Source organism: Muriicola jejuensis (assembly GCF_010671595.1).
In the GTDB taxonomy this organism is placed as follows: Bacteria; Bacteroidota; Bacteroidia; order Flavobacteriales; family Flavobacteriaceae; genus Muriicola; species Muriicola jejuensis.
Genome location: NZ_JAABOP010000001.1, coordinates 392,127 through 408,302 on the forward strand (window position 1 = coordinate 392,127; position 16,176 = coordinate 408,302).

Genomic DNA, 16,176 nt, shown 5'->3' on the forward strand with positions numbered 1-16,176 from the left:
ACCCGTTATAAAAACGGTTCCCGCCATGTTTACAAACCAATCCCGCTGCCTATGAAAGCGAATATCGCCATCATCATGGGGGGTTATTCCAGCGAGTACCATATCTCCATACTCAGCGGTCAGAATGTCTACAAACACCTCGACCGAACCAGGTATATTCCCTACCGGGTCATCATATCTACGGAAAAATGGGTTTGCCTGGATGACCAGGACAGGGAATATGCGGTAGACAGGTCCGACTTTTCGGTCCTGCTCAACGGTGAGCGGATCGCATTTCAATGCGTTTTCAACGCTGTACACGGAACCCCCGGGGAGGACGGACTCATGCAGGCTTATTTTGAGCTGCTGAATATCCCGCAGACCTCTTGTGACTATTACCAGGCTGCCCTAACCTTCAACAAACGGGACCTGCTCAGCGTCCTTAAGCCCTACGGAATTAAGTCGGCTGTATCCTATTACCTGAACTCCGGGGATCCGATACATGAGGATAAGATCCTGGAAAAAGTGGGTCTTCCCTGTTTTGTAAAAGCCAACAGGGCCGGCAGTAGTTTCGGTATCACGAAGGTCAAAAAAGCGGAGGATCTCAGAATGGGAATAGAACACGCCTTCAAGGAGGATGATCAGATCATCATTGAATCCTTCCTGGACGGAACGGAGGTGTCCGTGGGTGTGATCACCTACCGGGGAGAGACCAGGGTCCTCCCGATCACCGAGATCGTGAGCGAAAACGATTTTTTCGACTACGAGGCCAAGTATCAGGGAAAATCCCAGGAGATCACCCCTGCCAGGATCTCTTCGGAGGAAAGGTCCAGGGTTGAGGAGGTAGCCAGGTTGGCATACGATGTCCTTCACATGAAGGGGTATTCGCGCAGCGAGTTCATCCTTATCGACGGTATTCCCCATATGCTGGAAATGAATACCACCCCCGGACTTACCGAACAGAGCATCCTTCCCCAGCAGGCCAAAGCCGCCGGTATCACGCTGACGGAGTTGTTCTCAAGCGCGGTGGAAGAGGCTTTAAAACAAATTTGAGTACCTTTGAAAGAGCATAAGCGATCGGCCTATGAAACGCGCTATTTTTCCCGGTTCCTTTGACCCCATCACCCTGGGACATTTCGACATCATAGAAAGGGGGATCCACCTCTTTGACGAGATCATCATTGCCATCGGGACCAATGCCGAAAAGGCCTATATGTTCTCAGAGGATCAGAGAAGGACCTTTATTGAAAACGCCTTTGCAGGACATTCAAATGTGAAGGTGGATACCTATGAAGGGCTTACTATCGATTTTTGCAAGAAGGTAAATGCGCAGTTCATCCTGAGAGGTTTGCGCAACCCGGCGGATTTCGAATTCGAAAAGGCCATAGCGCATACGAACAGGAAACTTTCGGGTATAGAAACCGTCTTTTTACTCACCTCCTCAGGAAAATCCTATATCAGTTCTTCCATCGTCAGGGACGTAATCCGCAATGGAGGGGATTATACTTCCCTGGTGCCTGACACTGTAAGGTTCTGATCTCGCGCCAATCTTCTTCAACCGTCTTCAATTCTTATCTTCCAACCGGAGACTCCGCATAAGGCAAAAAGAGAATCAGTATATGTAAGATTTTTCTTACTTTAGCCAGGTATTTACCTACTTTCATTGGAAAAGTGGGAACACACAACGAGTTTAGGCGGATTCACAACAATCATTGAGGAATGTTGAATTATACGAATACTTTAGTAGGAAATTACGACAGAATGTTGCGTGGAACCCCTACAGTGACCTTTGACTACCTCGTAAAACAGTTGCCGACGGCAACTGCTTTCATTAATAAAAAATACGAAGTGGTCTATGTCTCTGACAAATGGATCAATGATTTTGATTTTGTCCGAAAAGATGCGATCGGAGCCAGTCTGAAAGACCTTTTCGGCACGATTTCCAAGGATTGGGAGAAGGTTCTCAAACAATGCCTGAAGGGAAACCCCAGCCAGCAAAGCCTGCATCACACCCTCGATCAAGAGGGAAACCTCCGTTGGTTCGAATGGCAGAATATTCCCTGGTATGACGAAAAGGAAAACATCATAGGCGTTATCCTTCATACCGAGGATGTCTCTGAACGCATCCTGGCAGAAATACAGAGCAGTAAAATCGAAACACTGCTGGAGGCCAAATCAGAGATCACTAACATCGGTAGCTGGGAGTTTGACGTGGAAAGGAACCGGTTGTCCTGGTGCGAAATCACAAAAAAACTCCACGAGGTGGTCCCTACCTACGAACCCAACATCGATACAGCCATCAGTTTCTACAAGGAAGGTTACAGCCGTAATGCCATGGCCATGGCAGTAGACAGGGCCATACAGAATGGGGAGCCCTACGAATTGACCTGCGAGCTGATCACGGCCAAGAACCATGAGATCACGGTGATCGCCACGGGTAAACCGATCTTCAAAAAAGGCAAGCTTATTGGCCTGGTAGGTACTTTCCGGGACATTACCCCGACCCTGGAAAACGAAAAACAGGTAAAACGTCAGGAACGGCACTTTAAAGGCATCTTTAATTCCTCATACCAGTTCACTGGCATTCTGGATACCCAGGGAACCTTCCTGGAGGTCAATGAAACAGCACTCACCTTTTCAGGCCTGAAAGAGGAAGAGGTCATCGGCAAGAAATTCTGGGACGCCTACTGGTGGCCCATCCCCGATTATATCAAAGACGGCCTCAAACAAGTGGTGAAGACCGCTGCGGCTGGCGAGTTCATGAGAAGTGAGATCGTGGTACTCGACAAGGATAAGAACCCCATCCCGGTGGATTTCAGTATAAAACCCATATACGACGAAAACCAGAAAATCATATCCCTGCTTGCAGAAGGGAGGATGATCAAGGAGATGGTCGCTGCCCGTCGCAAGCTCAAAGAAAGTGAACAAAAGTTCAGGGCGCTTTATGAACTCTCCCCATCGAGCTACATTCTCAGCGATTTTGACACCGGCGAGATCCTCGACTTCAATACCTCTTTCGAACAAACCACCGGATACACCCGGGATCACCTGGGACAACTCAAGGTACAGGATATCCTCGTAACGGGATCCAGGACCCAGTTGCTGAGGATCAAGAAAGAAATTGAGAACAACCAGGCCTTTGGACCGGAAGAACAGGAATACGTAAAAAAGGATGGTACCAAATTTCCCGTGCTGGTCAGCGGTTCCCTGGTGGGCAATAAAAAAGGTCGAAAACTGCTTTGGTCGACAGCCCAGGATATTTCCGAAAGCAAGGGCATAGAGGCACAGCTCAGAGAAGAGAAAAAATTGCTGAGGACCCTGATAGACAACCTGCCCCTCAATGTATTCATCAAGGATCTCGATTCGAAAAAGGTCCTTGTAAACAAGTCCGAGCTGGACTATGTCGGCCTGAATGAAAAAGACGTGATCGGAAAGAACGATTTCGATTTTTACGACAAGGAATCTGCCGAGATCTCCCGGAAAGAAGACCTGGAAGTGATCCAAAACCTGAAACCCATGTTGAGAAAGGAGACTATCAGCGTGAAAAAGGACGGAACCGTGACATCTTTCCTCACTTCCAAGATCCCCCTTCTAGGTGAGGATAAAAAGGTGAAAGGCCTAATTGGTATCAGTCTCGATATCTCTGATCTCAAAAGAAAGGAGGAGGAGTTGCACGATCTGATCAACGTCACTTCGGTCCAGAACAAGAAACTCGTCAATTTCGCCCATATCGTCTCCCACAACCTGAGGTCGCACACCGCCAATTTTTCCATGCTGCTCGACTTCCTGGTGAGCGAGACCGATGTAGAAGAAAAGAACAAGATCATCAAGATGCTGATGGAAGCCTCTGACAACCTCCTGGAGACCCTTGAAAACCTCAACGAGGTAGTGGCGATCAGCACGAATATCAACCTAGACAAAAAACCGGTCAACCTCTGCGAAAAGATCAAGGCCGTGGAGCAAAACCTTACGGCCTACCTGAAAAACAACAACGCCCTGATCATCAATGATGTACAGGAAGACCTTGAAATCAAGGCCGTACCCGCCTATGCCGAAAGTATCCTGATGAACTTTATCACCAATGCCATCAAATACAGGGACCCCATGCGCAAACCCGTGATCCGGTTGAGTGCAGAATCCCAGGGGGAATATACCGTCCTTTTGATCAAAGACAACGGACTGGGCATAGACCTGGATGAACACGGGGACAAACTTTTCGGGATGTATAAGACCTTTCACAAAAACCCGGAAGCAAGGGGAATAGGGCTGTATATTACAAAAAATCAAATTGAGGCCATGAACGGTAAGATCAAAGTAGAGAGCGTCGTCGGGAAAGGAACAACCTTCAAAATCTTCTTCAATGAGCAAAATTAACAGTGTATGTATCATTGACGACGATCCCATCACGGTATTTGGGATCAAAAAGATGCTGAACATGCTCGATCTGGCCGACGAGATCAAGACCTACGTAAATGGGAAAGAAGCCATAGATGATATTAGCGGGATGGTCCAAAAAGGGGAAACGATCCCCCAGGTGATCTTCCTGGATATCAATATGCCTATCATGGACGGCTGGCAATTCCTGGAAAAATTCCTCGATCTGCAGGTGGAGAACAAGATCAGGATCAATATCGTAACCTCATCCATCGACGCCTATGACAGGCAACAATGGGAACGTTTCAAGGGTCTGACCAGCCATGTGATCGACTTCAAGAATAAACCGATCAGAAAAAATGACATCCTGGAGATCACCAGGGTGGCCTAGTGGAAATTATCTATCTCAAAGAGGCTGCGGATATTTGTATAGGAGTTTTCCAGTGCTTTTTTGATCTTTTTCGGCCCTTTCCACTTCACCTTCTCTATATTCTCGCTTTTTTGTCCGACGAGTTTTCCCTTATAGGAGGTTTTCATGGCATACCAGTGGACTTCCTTGAGCATGTATTTCCCCTTTCTTTTGAAGACGTGGTAGGTGGTCTTGAGGTAGTTCTCTATCTTCAGCCCTTCTACCCCCGTCTCCTCTGCCACCTCGCGTATGGCACATTCCTCCAGGGTCTCACCCTTGTCTAAACGGCCCTTGGGGAGGTCCCATTTGTCATTGCGGTATATAAAGAGAACCTTCCCTTCCTTATTGGTGACCACACCTCCGGCCGCCACATCGAGGGGGATCTTCTTGGTGAACTTTTTCAGGATCTCTTCGTGGTTGGGGTGGTAGATATAGGCCGTCTCCAGCTTTTTCTTGGCCAGGGCATCAATGGCCGTAAGGATCGCTGTCCCATTGAGGGGAAAATATTCCCCGTTGACGGTCTCCGAGAGTTTGTTTGTTAAAACAAGAGGAGCGTCATTTACAAAAACTTTATACATTTGTGCAATGATTTTGGACAAGCATACAGCCAGTAAAACGGCTGAACTCCTTTTGCAAATTAATGCAATTAAGTTGAGACCCGAAAATCCTTTCAAATGGGCTTCGGGCTGGAATTCTCCCATCTATTGTGACAACCGTATCCTCCTCTCATTCCCGGTCATCCGAAACTTCATCAAGGAAGAGATCGCGAAACAGGTGGAAGAGCTCTACGGCAAACCCGATATCATTGCCGGAGTGGCTACAGGAGCGATAGGGGTCGGGGTACTGGTCGCGGAATATCTCGGTCTCCCCTTTATCTATGTGAGACCCGAAGCCAAGTCACATGGAAGGCAAAACCAGATCGAAGGCCTGCTCGAACCAGACCAGACCGTTGTGGTCATCGAGGACCTGATCAGTACCGGCAAAAGCAGTCTGAATGCTGTGGACGCCCTACTCAAAGGGGGTGCCAGGGTAAAAGGCATGGTCGCCATCTTCACTTACGGCTTTGACCTTGCCCGAAAGAATTTCGAAAAGAAAGGGGTGGAACTCCATACCCTGAGTGATTACCAGACCCTTGTGGAACTGGCTTCAGAATCCCATTATATCAAAGAAGAACAACTCCAAACCCTGATGGAATGGAGAAAAGACCCCGCCCAGTGGAAACCTTGATCCCATGCATATAGAGACCCCAAAAAAGACCGTAGCCAAGAACAAGGAGGAAGTGTACAACTTCCTTACAGACCTGCAGAATTTCGAAAAACTGATGCCCGAATCCATTGACAAATTCGAGATCCTTGACGAGGACACCTTCCTCTTCGCCCTGAGTGGAATGCCCCAGATAGTGCTGAAGAGAAAAGAGCAGGTCCCCCACGAAAAGGTGGTCCTGGGAGCGGCCAGTGATAAACTTCCCTTCACCCTCAGTGCTTTTATAGAGGAGAAGGATGCAGACAGCAGTGAGGTCACCCTGAGTTTCAAAGGGGAGTTCAATGCGATGATGGCGATGATGATCAAAAGCCCCATCACCAATTTCATAGGCACACTTTCAGAAAACCTGACCAAGATATAGGTCTGTTCAGGGCCTTATAACCGAAAGGCGATCTCCTTAAGGGCATAGGATTCCAGCCTTCCCTCCCTATCCAGAAGGAGTGTTCCATCGGGTGATACCCCGCGGATAATTCCGGGAACGATCTTCCCCCCGATCTCAAATTCCGCCAGGCTGTCTCTTCGGAAAAGCAGGTGGTCATAGCTACGGTGGATCCCCTCGCCCAAAGCCTTATCCAACTTTTGCAGGTTTTTCTCGAGACTATTCAATACGCGGTCGAGCAACGCATCCAGATCGTGCTGGACACCTGTGATCTGAGACAGAGAGGCCGCATGTGGCAGGTTTTTGAAATCGGACTGATTCACATTGATCCCGATGCCGATCACAGAATGGATAAGAGCCTGTCCCTTCAGTGTATTTTCAATCAGGATTCCACAGATCTTTTGATTACCTGACATTATGTCGTTAGGCCATTTTATGGAAAGTTCGGGAATCTCCAGAGCATGCAAGACCTCCACCAGGGCCAGGGAAACCACTTTTGAAATCAGGAATCCGCCGGAAGCCTCCTGTCCTTCGAAATATTTCAACACACTAAAGGTCAGGTTCTTACCGGGTTCAGATATCCAATGTGTTCCCGCTTGCCCCCTCCCCTTGTGCTGGGCATTTGCAGTCAGAACGGTAAAGTCCGGCAGTTCGGTTTCAGCCATCATCCTCTTTAAATGGAGATTGGTGGAATCCGTGGCACCGACTTTGATGATAAGCATAGTAAATATCGTCCCTTTTGGCTGTACAATGTTATGTTAAAAACTAGGGTCGAAAAAATAAAAAAATAATAACTTTGTATAAACTAAAACTTTTGGATGCAGAAAGGAAAGGCTAGCGCAGATGAGTTAATCGCTTTTATACTACAAGGAATTGAAGAAGTTAAAGGGCTAGAAATCAATCTACTCGACCTTAGAGACATAGAAAATACTGTTTGCGACTACTTTGTTTTATGCAATGGCACCTCCAATACGCATGTAAATGCGATCGTAAATTCAATCCAAAAAACGGTTAGTAAAGGAATTCAGGATAAACCCTGGCATGTGGAAGGTTCTGACAATGCCGAGTGGGTACTATTGGACTACGTCAATGTAGTGGTCCACGTCTTCCAGAAACAGGTACGCGAATTTTACGACATAGAAGGACTATGGGGCGATGCGAAGGTGACCATGGTGGAAAGTAGTTTTAATCAATAAAAAAATGGCTAAAGAAAATAACAATAATACCCCTCAGAAAAGACCGAAATTCAGTTCGTGGTGGATCTATGGGCTGGTCGCGGTGCTTTTGATAGGGTTTAATTTTTTTGGTGGCGGCAGCCTGGCGACCACCAAGAAGATCACTACCTCCGAGTTGCAGGAATACCTGAGGGCGGGAGATATTGCCAAGATCCTGATCATTACCAATACCGATCAGGCCAAGGTCTTTCTGACCGAAGATGCCCTGGCAAAGGATGTCCACAAGGATGTAGCGAACAAACCATTCTTCCCTACGACTTCGGAGATTCCGCAATACGTACTGGACTTTGGAGACCTTCAGATCTTCCAGAATGAGATCACGGAGATCAGGAAGGAGAATTCCCTCAGTACCATCGTGGAGTTCGACAAAGAGTCGAATTTATTTTTTGACCTGCTCATCACAATTCTTCCTTTTGTCCTGATCATCGGTCTCTGGATCTACCTTATGAGGAGGATGTCAGGAGGAGGTGCCGGGGGTGCCGGAGGACAGATCTTCAACATCGGTAAATCCAAGGCAAAACTTTTCGACGAGAAAACAGATACCCGTACTTCTTTCAAGGATGTGGCCGGACTGGAAGGAGCTAAAGAAGAGATAGAGGAGATCGTGGAGTTCCTGAAAAATCCAGATAAATACACTTCCCTGGGAGGTAAGATCCCCAAGGGGGCCCTTCTGGTAGGACCACCCGGGACAGGAAAGACCCTCCTGGCTAAGGCCGTTGCAGGGGAAGCCAAAGTACCCTTCTTCTCCCTTTCGGGTTCCGATTTTGTGGAAATGTTCGTGGGTGTGGGGGCCTCCCGTGTGAGGGACCTCTTTAAGCAGGCCAAGGACAAGGCTCCGGCCATCATCTTTATCGATGAGATCGATGCCATCGGTCGGGCAAGGGGTAAAAATAATTTTACGGGTTCTAATGACGAAAGGGAAAATACCCTGAACCAGTTGCTGACAGAAATGGACGGTTTCGGTACCAATACCAACGTAATAGTCCTCGCAGCGACCAACCGAGCAGACGTGCTGGATAAAGCCCTGATGCGTGCGGGTAGGTTCGACAGGCAGATCTATGTGGATCTCCCAGATATACGCGAAAGGAAAGAGATCTTTGAGGTCCACTTGAGGCCCATCAAAACGGCTGAGACACTCGACCTGGATTTCCTTGCCAGGCAAACCCCGGGGTTCTCGGGAGCCGATATAGCCAATGTTTGTAACGAGGCAGCACTGATCGCCGCGAGAAAAGAGAAGAAAGCCGTCACAAAACAGGATTTCCTGGACGCTGTAGACCGGATCGTGGGTGGGCTCGAAAAAAAGAACAAGATCATCACCAAGGAGGAAAAAAGGACCATTGCCTACCACGAGGCGGGCCACGCCACGGTGAGTTGGATGTTGGAACACGCTGCGCCCCTGGTCAAGGTAACCATCGTCCCAAGGGGTCAGTCCCTGGGCTCTGCGTGGTACCTTCCCGAGGAACGCCTGATCGTTAGGCCCGAGCAGATGAAGGATGAAATGTGTGCCACCCTGGGAGGCCGCGCGGCCGAGAAGGTCATCTTTAACAAGATCTCCACAGGAGCCCTGAGCGACCTGGAGAAAGTGACCAAACAGGCCAGGGCCATGGTGACCATCTACGGCCTCAATGAAACCATAGGGAACCTGACCTATTACGATTCCTCAGGCCAGAACGAATACGGCTTTACAAAACCCTACAGCGAGGAGACCGCCCAGAAAATTGACGAGGAGATCTCCAAACTGATCGAGGAACAGTACGCCAGGGCGATAGAGGTGCTTGAGAAGAACAAGGATAAACTGACGGAACTCGCCGAGCGATTGCTGGACAAGGAAGTCATATTCAAGGAAGACCTGGAAAAGATCTTCGGAAAAAGGCCATTCGAAAAGAATTTTGACAAGAAAGGACAGGAGATCGCAAAGACCGAAGAGGAACTAGAGGAAAAGGAACCAACGGTTAAGGGGGAAATTAAGGCGAAGGCCGAGAAACCAGTTGAAGAAAAACCGGAAGAACTGACGAAGGATAATAAATAATTATCGCGTTTCGTTCTATAAATGAGTACATTAGATAAGTATTGAAACAGCCTATGGGTATTTTTTCCAGTTTATTTGGGGGAGGTAAGAAAAAGAAGGTTTCCAAGGAAACCGTCGAGACCCGTGGCGTGCATATGCCGGACCTCAATCTCCCGATAGACGAGAAATTCACCATTCACTTCAAGAAGAACGGCGGAAAGTTCCTTTATTGCGATTCCCTCGATGAGGTCTCGGAAGCCTTGAAGAACATCATGGAGGAAAATCACTGGGAAGAAACTCCTTTTTTCGTCATGGACAAAAGGCTGGAAGAAAAGTTCGCAAAGGAGAGTATCTCCTTTACCCATAAGCTGAACGATAGCGCGGTCTTCTTCACTACCTGTGAACACCTGATCGCCCAGAATGGTTCTATCCTGGTATGCTCCAACCAGCTGAAGGAAAAAAAACTAAGCGAACTCCCCGAAAATGTCATCGTGTTCGCCACTACGAGTCAGCTTGTGGAAAGCATCGGTGAAGGCCTCAAGGCCATCAAGAAAAAATACCGGCAGGGGATTCCCGCAAATATCACGACCATTAAGCATTTTCAGGCTACCAATGAGAATGCAGACGATTTTCTAACCTACGGAAGCAGTTCCAAACACTTGTACCTCATACTTCTGGAAGACTTGTAGGATGAAGGAACTTCTCAGGCGCTTACTTACGGGGGTGGTTTATGTAATTCTGTTACTCTCTGCCGTCTTCCTTAGCTCTGATGCCTTCGACTTCCTTTTCATGGTCTTCGGACTTGCTTGCCTCTACGAATACAAAAAGCTTGTCGGCCTGAGGGGGTACCACATTTTTGCCGCCTATCTTGGGATCTGGTGGCTCTTTATCTATATCATCAGGGACGCAGTACTGATCAACATCCTGATGTTCCTCTCCATTACCGTAAACATCGTACTGATCTATTTCCTTTTTTCGAAAAAAAAGTTTTACAGGGCCTATGAAAAATTTATCATCGGCCTTTTCTATATAGGAGGTGGCTGTATCTTCCTTACCATGATCCCCTACAAGGACGACGACTTTGCCAAAATGCTCATCATGGGCATCTTTATCCTGATCTGGGTGAACGATTCCTTTGCCTATCTGGTGGGTAAATCCATCGGCCGTACCAAACTCTATCCCGCGGTTTCCCCGAAAAAAACAGTCGAAGGCACACTAGGGGGCTTCGTCTTTACCCTGGTTGCAGCCTATATCCTGTCACAGTACGAACCCATAATAAAACCCGTAGAATGGGTCATCCTGGCATCGGTCATCGTCCTTACAGGAAGCCTTGGAGACCTCGTCGAATCCAAGCTCAAAAGGCTGGCACATGTGAAAGACAGCGGAGCCATCCTTCCGGGACATGGGGGTATGCTCGATAGGCTGGATAGTCTTATATTTGCAGCACCATTTGCCTATTTGGTTCTAAATATTTTTACCTATGTTTCATAAAGAGGGGCAGAAGATCATCCTGTTTACTTTTTTCATCATCGCAATCCTTGTCTTTCTGGCTGACCGGTTTATCTCGGCAGATTGGGTAAGGATAACGGTACAGATAGTCGCTATACTCATCCTGGTATCCATCCTTCAGTTCTTCAGGAACCCCAGAAGGGTCTCAAACAAGAATTTCAACGAGATCCATGCCCCGGTGGATGGCAAAGTGGTGGTCATAGAACGGGTAATGGAAACGGAATACTTCCAGGAAGAAAGGCTGCAGATCTCCATTTTCATGTCGCCGGTGAACGTGCATGTAACTCGATACCCGGCCAGTGGTGTCATCAAATACTCCAAGTACCACCCCGGCAAATACCTGGTGGCATGGCATCCTAAATCAAGTGAAGAGAACGAGAGGACCACAGTCGTGATCAGAACCCCGAAATTCGGTGATATTCTCTACCGCCAGATCGCAGGTGCCATGGCAAGGCGCATCGTAAATTACGCCGAAGAAGGAGAAAGTGTGCAGCAGGGGGAAGAAAGTGGTTTTATTAAATTTGGTTCTCGTGTGGATGTATTTTTACCTTTGAACGCCATGGTGTCTGTAAAGCTTAACCAAAAAGTCAAAGGTGCGGTCACCTGCCTGGCGTCATTAAACACTGATGATGGAGAAGGATAATCTGCAAGCCGAATTCCAGAAAGCCGTTGCCTTTATCAGCAACTATACGGATCCGCTGGCTCCTGACCTGTTGCTGAAACTCTACGCCTATTACAAGATCGCCCACCAGAATTTCGACAATCCTGGCAGTAAGACTCCCCTGATCAATGCGTTCAAGGCAAATGCCCTGATCCAGGCCAAGAACTTGCAGCCCGAAGAGGCCATGGAAAAATACATCATTCTGGTAAAGAAGGAATTCGGGATCAATTCCTTTTAAGTTCAGGCATAGAGGTCGTCCGTATCTGCCTTGCAGAGCTCATAGACCAGTTCCCCCATCTTGGCGCTCACTTCCCTGAAAAGCCTCTCTCCCTTTTCCACAGTCGACTTATACGGGTCCCCTACCCCGGTGTCCTCTGAGATTTCGGACCACCTTCTTTCCGCCCAGGCCCAACCCTCAGAAAATGCCTTTATCCTGAAGTTTTTCGATTTTCCTTTGCCCCAGGTATTCCGATCGAGCACAAGGTCCGGTCTGAAGTATAGCATCAGGCTGGTCTCCCTTTCATCGGCGTGGTCCCCTTTCTCCTCGATGTACTCAGGATCATGGAGTACCTTGAACCAGTGCGACACACAAAGGAACATCTCAGGAAACTCCAGGCCCAATTCCCTGACAAGGGCTTTAAAGTTATTGCCCCCATGGCTGTTAAAGATCAGTAATTTACGGAGTCCCTGCCGGTTCAGAACGGTGATCACATCCCTGAGGATAGCCATCTGCGTACTGGGATTCAGGTTGATGTCGAGGTAGATATCAGACTGACCCGTATTCACCCCAAAGGGAATGGTGGGAAGGACGATGGGTTTTGCGCCCCGGTCCCAGGCCTGTTTGGCTGCCTCCGCCGCCAGGAAATCCGCCTCAAAAATATCCGTGCCGTAGGGCAGGTGGTAGTTGTGCGCCTCTGTGGCACCCCAGGGCAAGATGGCCAGGTCGAATATGGCATCCTTGAGGCAAAGCCAGTGGGTCTCAGTAAGTATATAAGGTCTTGAAGCCATAAAGTTCAGATAGCGATTTGTTGTTCCGTTTCATTTCTCTCCACAAAGGTAAAGTAGAATCCCCCCAAAGCGGTGATCCCAAAATACGCGCCTACCAGGAGACTCCCATAATTCCAGTAGGTATCTATCCCGAACCAGTCGCCCGTGATCGCGATAAAGGCCCATCCGGCCACACTCCTGATCAACTCAACAGGGAATGCGAAGTTCCGTCGGTCCATAAGGCTCGTATATCCGAAAATACCCAGAAAGATAAAGGCCCCAAAGAGCAGAAGTCCGTCAAAACCAATGTCCGTGTAATTGTAGAACATAAAAAGGGTGAGGGCCAGGGTACTTGTCATCTGGAAAATAGAATATCCCTTCAGTAAGGGAGAGGCCGCTGTCTCATATCGCCGAAAGGAATACACGTCTTCTATGATCTCTGTCGGATATTTCTCCTTTACATCGGCTGGGCGCCATCCCGTGGGCATGAACCAGATCCGCAATTTATCCTTTAAGCTCCGGGTCCTCCACGCATCGAGTATGAGCCTCCAAAGGTGCTGAAAATTGATCAGGATAGGGTTCCAGGTATGGGCGGGTTTCAATACGCCGTACTGGGGTGGAACCTCCTCCAATTCCTCCTGAAAGGTACCGAACCAGCGGTCCCAGATACAGAGTATCTGCCCGAGGTTCTTATCGATGTATTCAGGGTTAATGGCATGGTGCACCCGGTGCTGAGAAGGGGTTACGATGATATATTCCAGCCATCCCATTTTGCCTATGTGTTGAGTGTGGTACCAAAACTGGGCAAAAAGGTGTACGGGTGCTATCACCGCGATCACCTCTGCCGGCACCCCAACCAGGGCCGCAGGGATCAAAAAAAGTGGAAAATACCCCAGAAGGTTGGAAATGGACTGCCTCAGGGCACAGGCCAGGTTGAACTCCTCACTGCTGTGGTGGATGACGTGCTGGTTCCAGAAAAAGTTGACGTGATGACTCAGGCGATGGTTCCAGTACCCGGCAAAATCGATCGCGAGGAAGGCCGTCAGCCAAACCAGCCAGGTCGCCTTCACCTCGGTGAACGACAAGTATTCAAGAAGGAAGGGATAACTCACGAGGATCACTCCGAGTCCCAGGGAGTCCTTGACGATGTTCGTAAGGCCAGAACTTATACTGCTGACGGTATCCAGAACCTTGTGCTGCTGATCCTTTGCGAAATGCCCGTACAGGATCTCAATCAACAGGAGAAGAATAAAAAAGGGAATGGCGTATAAGAGCGCGTTGGCATAGGTTTCCATGGCAGTGGTAACAGCTGTGTTCCGAGATTAAATATACTTCATTTAACTGAAATACCGGAGATCAGTTACCTGCCTGCCGTACCCTGAGGATAAAGCCCTGGCCGTGTACATTTTCGATCCGGATATCCTCATCCTTTTCCAGGTATTTGCGAAGATGTGTGATAAATACATTCAGGCTTTTCTGTTTGAAATAGTCATGGCTCCCCCACAGGGCCATCAGGATATCCTTGTGGGCAGACAGTTTGTTGATGCGGGATGAAAGAAAGGTCAGCAATTCGTTCTCCCTTGAAGTGAGGTGTATAACCTCATCCTTGAAGTGCAATTCCTGGTTGAGGGGATTAAAGGTGTACTTCCCCAGTTGGCGAATATCATTGGGCTTTTCCTCTTCTGCCGGGTCTGCCCCCTTGATATGAGACAGCAATGCCTTTATCCGCACCACCAGCTCCTCTTCATCTATGGGTTTTTTAAGGTAGTCCACCGCTCCCAGGGAAAAGGCCTTTAACACGTCAACCTTAAGGGATTTAGCGGTAAGGAAAATGAACGGCAGGTCCGGATACCGACTTTTGATGGTACTTGCAAGAGTAAATCCATCCATTTCGGGCATCATGATATCGAGGATCACCAGGTCGTACTCTTCCTGCTCCAGTTTTTCGATAGCCTTCTTGCCTCCCGATGCCCAGAATACTTTGAATCCCTTCAATTGCAAGTATTCCGTCAGGAGATACCCCAAGGAAGTATCGTCTTCAACCAGCATTATTTTGGGAAGGTTGTCAGCCATGGATCAGGGGTATTTGGATGGAAATCGCCGTACCTTCCCCAAGCTTGCTTTCCAGATTGATTTTTCCTTTCATCGCATCAATGACTTTCTTGACATAACTCAGACCGAGGCCATATCCCTTCACCTTGTGGAGGTCACCCTCGCCCACACGGAAATATTTCTGAAAGATACGTTTTTGATCTTCAGGACCAATACCCCTGCCGTTATCTCTTATCCTGATGACAAGATGGCCTTTTTCAAGCGTTGCCCGAAGCTCGATAATCGGATCATCTGAATATTTTTTTGCGTTGTCCAGGAGGTTGTTGATGGCATTTTCCAGGTGGAAGATCTCGGCCCGTATAGGATAATGCCCTGCCTGCAGCTTAAAGGTAAAGCGTACATCTTCCAGAGCTACCAGCGTACTGAAATCCTCGCAGAGTTTCTGCAGGACGGGACGGAAATCGACCTCGACGAGGTGAAAGATATCCTTTCTGGATTCCATCCGGGCCAGATCCAGTACGCGGTCTATATGTCCTGAAAGTCGGTCTGTCTGCTGGCGGATGATTTCGAGAACGGGTTTCTGCTGTTCCGTGGCGTTCTGGTCTAATAGTTTACTGGCGAGCCCGATAGAGAATACCGGGGTCTTCAGTTCATGAGTCAGGTTATTGATGAATTCATTGGTATGGGTGATCAGGTTCCTTTGCCAGTAATAGGTCCTCAGGATCCAGATGATCACGGCCACGATCCCTATCAAAAAAAGCAGACTCGGCAGGATGAGTCCGTTGAGCTGGAACAGAAAATACGATCGCAGGTCCCTGAATTTCAATTCCAGGATAAGCCGTTCCCCGAGCAATTCAGGCAAATATCCCTCAAGCAAAATAGGATATTTCACCTCCCTGTCCCGGTCTGTGAATGATTTGGGGGACTGGAGGTAATAAGTAGTATCCTTGGAGAAGAGATCATAGCTGAATTCAGCTTCTATTCCGGCCCTCAGCAAACGTTCCGAGATGAAATCGTTGAGGAAGAATCTGGAGGCGTCCTGCACGCTGTCAATACTGAGCCTGAAATAGGTCGAGTCTCGCTGCAGGGCCTTCCCCAGCAGGAAGGTCATCTGATCCCTGGCGGTAAGGTCGTTCCTGATCTCATCTCCAGCGGTGACCAGGTTTTTGCTGAACTGAACCCTGGCGAGGCTAAGTCCGATCTCGAGATACCTGTATTGCACTATGGCAAGGCCGATGACCGAGACCACGAAGACGGCTATATAGATATTCTTTTTGCTCAAACCTTCCCCAATTAAGTAAAAATATTGTTTCTGTCTGA

The 16,176-nt window shown here is 48.3% G+C and carries 18 protein-coding genes; 12 read left to right on the forward strand and 6 right to left on the reverse strand.

The features are described 5' to 3' along the window. The first annotated feature begins 51 nt into the window (after nt 1-51). The 4 genes from GWK09_RS01780 (at nt 52) to GWK09_RS01795 (ending at nt 4,744) form a co-directional block, all read left to right on the forward strand. Nucleotides 52-1,032, forward strand: a complete 981-nt coding sequence (locus GWK09_RS01780; protein ID WP_163691295.1) for a D-alanine--D-alanine ligase — start codon at nt 52-54, stop codon at nt 1,030-1,032. A 31-nt stretch (nt 1,033-1,063) separates the two neighbouring features. Then, complete coding sequence (coaD, locus tag GWK09_RS01785) at nt 1,064-1,516, forward strand: pantetheine-phosphate adenylyltransferase (protein ID WP_163691296.1); 453 nt, start codon at nt 1,064-1,066, stop codon at nt 1,514-1,516. A gap of 224 nt (nt 1,517-1,740) precedes the next feature. Continuing rightward, the gene (locus GWK09_RS01790) at nt 1,741-4,353 is read left to right on the forward strand and encodes a PAS domain-containing sensor histidine kinase (RefSeq protein ID WP_163691297.1); all 2,613 of its coding nucleotides are present in this window, start codon (nt 1,741-1,743) and stop codon (nt 4,351-4,353) included. Then, complete coding sequence (locus GWK09_RS01795; protein WP_163691298.1) at nt 4,340-4,744, forward strand: response regulator; 405 nt, start codon at nt 4,340-4,342, stop codon at nt 4,742-4,744. The genes GWK09_RS01790 and GWK09_RS01795 overlap by 14 nt, the downstream gene beginning before the upstream one ends. Here GWK09_RS01795 and GWK09_RS01800 read toward each other — a convergent pair. Beyond that, on the reverse strand, nt 4,741-5,340 hold the full coding sequence (locus GWK09_RS01800) for an NUDIX hydrolase (protein ID WP_163691299.1): 600 nt from the start codon (nt 5,338-5,340) through the stop codon (nt 4,741-4,743). The genes GWK09_RS01795 and GWK09_RS01800 overlap by 4 nt on opposite strands. Nucleotides 5,341-5,347: 7 nt before the next feature. Here GWK09_RS01800 and pyrE point away from each other — a divergent pair, with 7 nt between their 5' ends. Beyond that, nucleotides 5,348-5,989: an orotate phosphoribosyltransferase gene (gene pyrE, locus GWK09_RS01805; protein ID WP_163691300.1), complete on the forward strand. Its 642-nt coding sequence runs from the start codon at nt 5,348-5,350 to the stop codon at nt 5,987-5,989. 4 nt (nt 5,990-5,993) lie between these two features. Then, complete coding sequence (locus GWK09_RS01810) at nt 5,994-6,386, forward strand: SRPBCC family protein (RefSeq protein WP_163691301.1); 393 nt, start codon at nt 5,994-5,996, stop codon at nt 6,384-6,386. A 14-nt stretch (nt 6,387-6,400) separates the two neighbouring features. Here GWK09_RS01810 and GWK09_RS01815 read toward each other — a convergent pair whose 3' ends face one another. Next, nucleotides 6,401-7,126, reverse strand: a complete 726-nt coding sequence (locus tag GWK09_RS01815; RefSeq protein WP_163691302.1) for a biotin--[acetyl-CoA-carboxylase] ligase — start codon at nt 7,124-7,126, stop codon at nt 6,401-6,403. Nucleotides 7,127-7,222: 96 nt separating this feature from the next. On the opposite strand from GWK09_RS01815, the gene rsfS reads away from it, so the two are divergent. Genes rsfS through GWK09_RS01845 form a run of 6 tightly spaced genes read left to right on the forward strand, consistent with a single transcriptional unit; the run spans nt 7,223 to nt 12,055 of the window. Next, nucleotides 7,223-7,600: a ribosome silencing factor gene (gene rsfS, locus GWK09_RS01820; RefSeq protein ID WP_163691303.1), complete on the forward strand. Its 378-nt coding sequence runs from the start codon at nt 7,223-7,225 to the stop codon at nt 7,598-7,600. Nucleotides 7,601-7,604: 4 nt separating this feature from the next. Continuing rightward, a complete protein-coding gene (ftsH, locus tag GWK09_RS01825; protein ID WP_163691304.1) occupies nt 7,605-9,668 on the forward strand; it encodes an ATP-dependent zinc metalloprotease FtsH in 2,064 nt (687 codons plus the stop codon). Nucleotides 9,669-9,721: 53 nt separating this feature from the next. Next, entirely contained in the window at nt 9,722-10,336 is a 615-nt protein-coding gene (locus GWK09_RS01830) for an LUD domain-containing protein (RefSeq protein ID WP_163691305.1), read from the forward strand. A gap of 1 nt (nt 10,337) precedes the next feature. Then, nucleotides 10,338-11,138, forward strand: a complete 801-nt coding sequence (locus GWK09_RS01835) for a phosphatidate cytidylyltransferase (RefSeq protein ID WP_163691306.1) — start codon at nt 10,338-10,340, stop codon at nt 11,136-11,138. Next, nucleotides 11,128-11,799, forward strand: coding sequence for a phosphatidylserine decarboxylase family protein (locus tag GWK09_RS01840; protein WP_163691307.1), 672 nt, complete (start codon nt 11,128-11,130; stop codon nt 11,797-11,799). The genes GWK09_RS01835 and GWK09_RS01840 overlap by 11 nt, the downstream gene beginning before the upstream one ends. Then, a complete protein-coding gene (locus GWK09_RS01845) occupies nt 11,786-12,055 on the forward strand; it encodes an acyl-CoA-binding protein (RefSeq protein ID WP_163691308.1) in 270 nt (89 codons plus the stop codon). Before GWK09_RS01840 ends, GWK09_RS01845 begins: the two co-directional genes overlap by 14 nt. Nucleotides 12,056-12,057: 2 nt before the next feature. Here GWK09_RS01845 and GWK09_RS01850 read toward each other — a convergent pair whose 3' ends face one another. From GWK09_RS01850 to GWK09_RS01865, 4 genes are all read right to left on the reverse strand, one after another. After that, the gene (locus GWK09_RS01850; protein WP_163691309.1) at nt 12,058-12,825 is read right to left on the reverse strand and encodes a creatininase family protein; all 768 of its coding nucleotides are present in this window, start codon (nt 12,823-12,825) and stop codon (nt 12,058-12,060) included. Nucleotides 12,826-12,830: 5 nt separating this feature from the next. Beyond that, nucleotides 12,831-14,099, reverse strand: a complete 1,269-nt coding sequence (locus GWK09_RS01855) for a sterol desaturase family protein (RefSeq protein WP_163691310.1) — start codon at nt 14,097-14,099, stop codon at nt 12,831-12,833. A gap of 61 nt (nt 14,100-14,160) precedes the next feature. Beyond that, a complete protein-coding gene (locus tag GWK09_RS01860; RefSeq protein ID WP_163691311.1) occupies nt 14,161-14,877 on the reverse strand; it encodes a response regulator transcription factor in 717 nt (238 codons plus the stop codon). Continuing rightward, the gene (locus GWK09_RS01865) at nt 14,870-16,138 is read right to left on the reverse strand and encodes a sensor histidine kinase (protein ID WP_163691312.1); all 1,269 of its coding nucleotides are present in this window, start codon (nt 16,136-16,138) and stop codon (nt 14,870-14,872) included. The genes GWK09_RS01860 and GWK09_RS01865 overlap by 8 nt, the downstream gene beginning before the upstream one ends. Between the last annotated feature and the right edge of the window lie 38 nt (nt 16,139-16,176).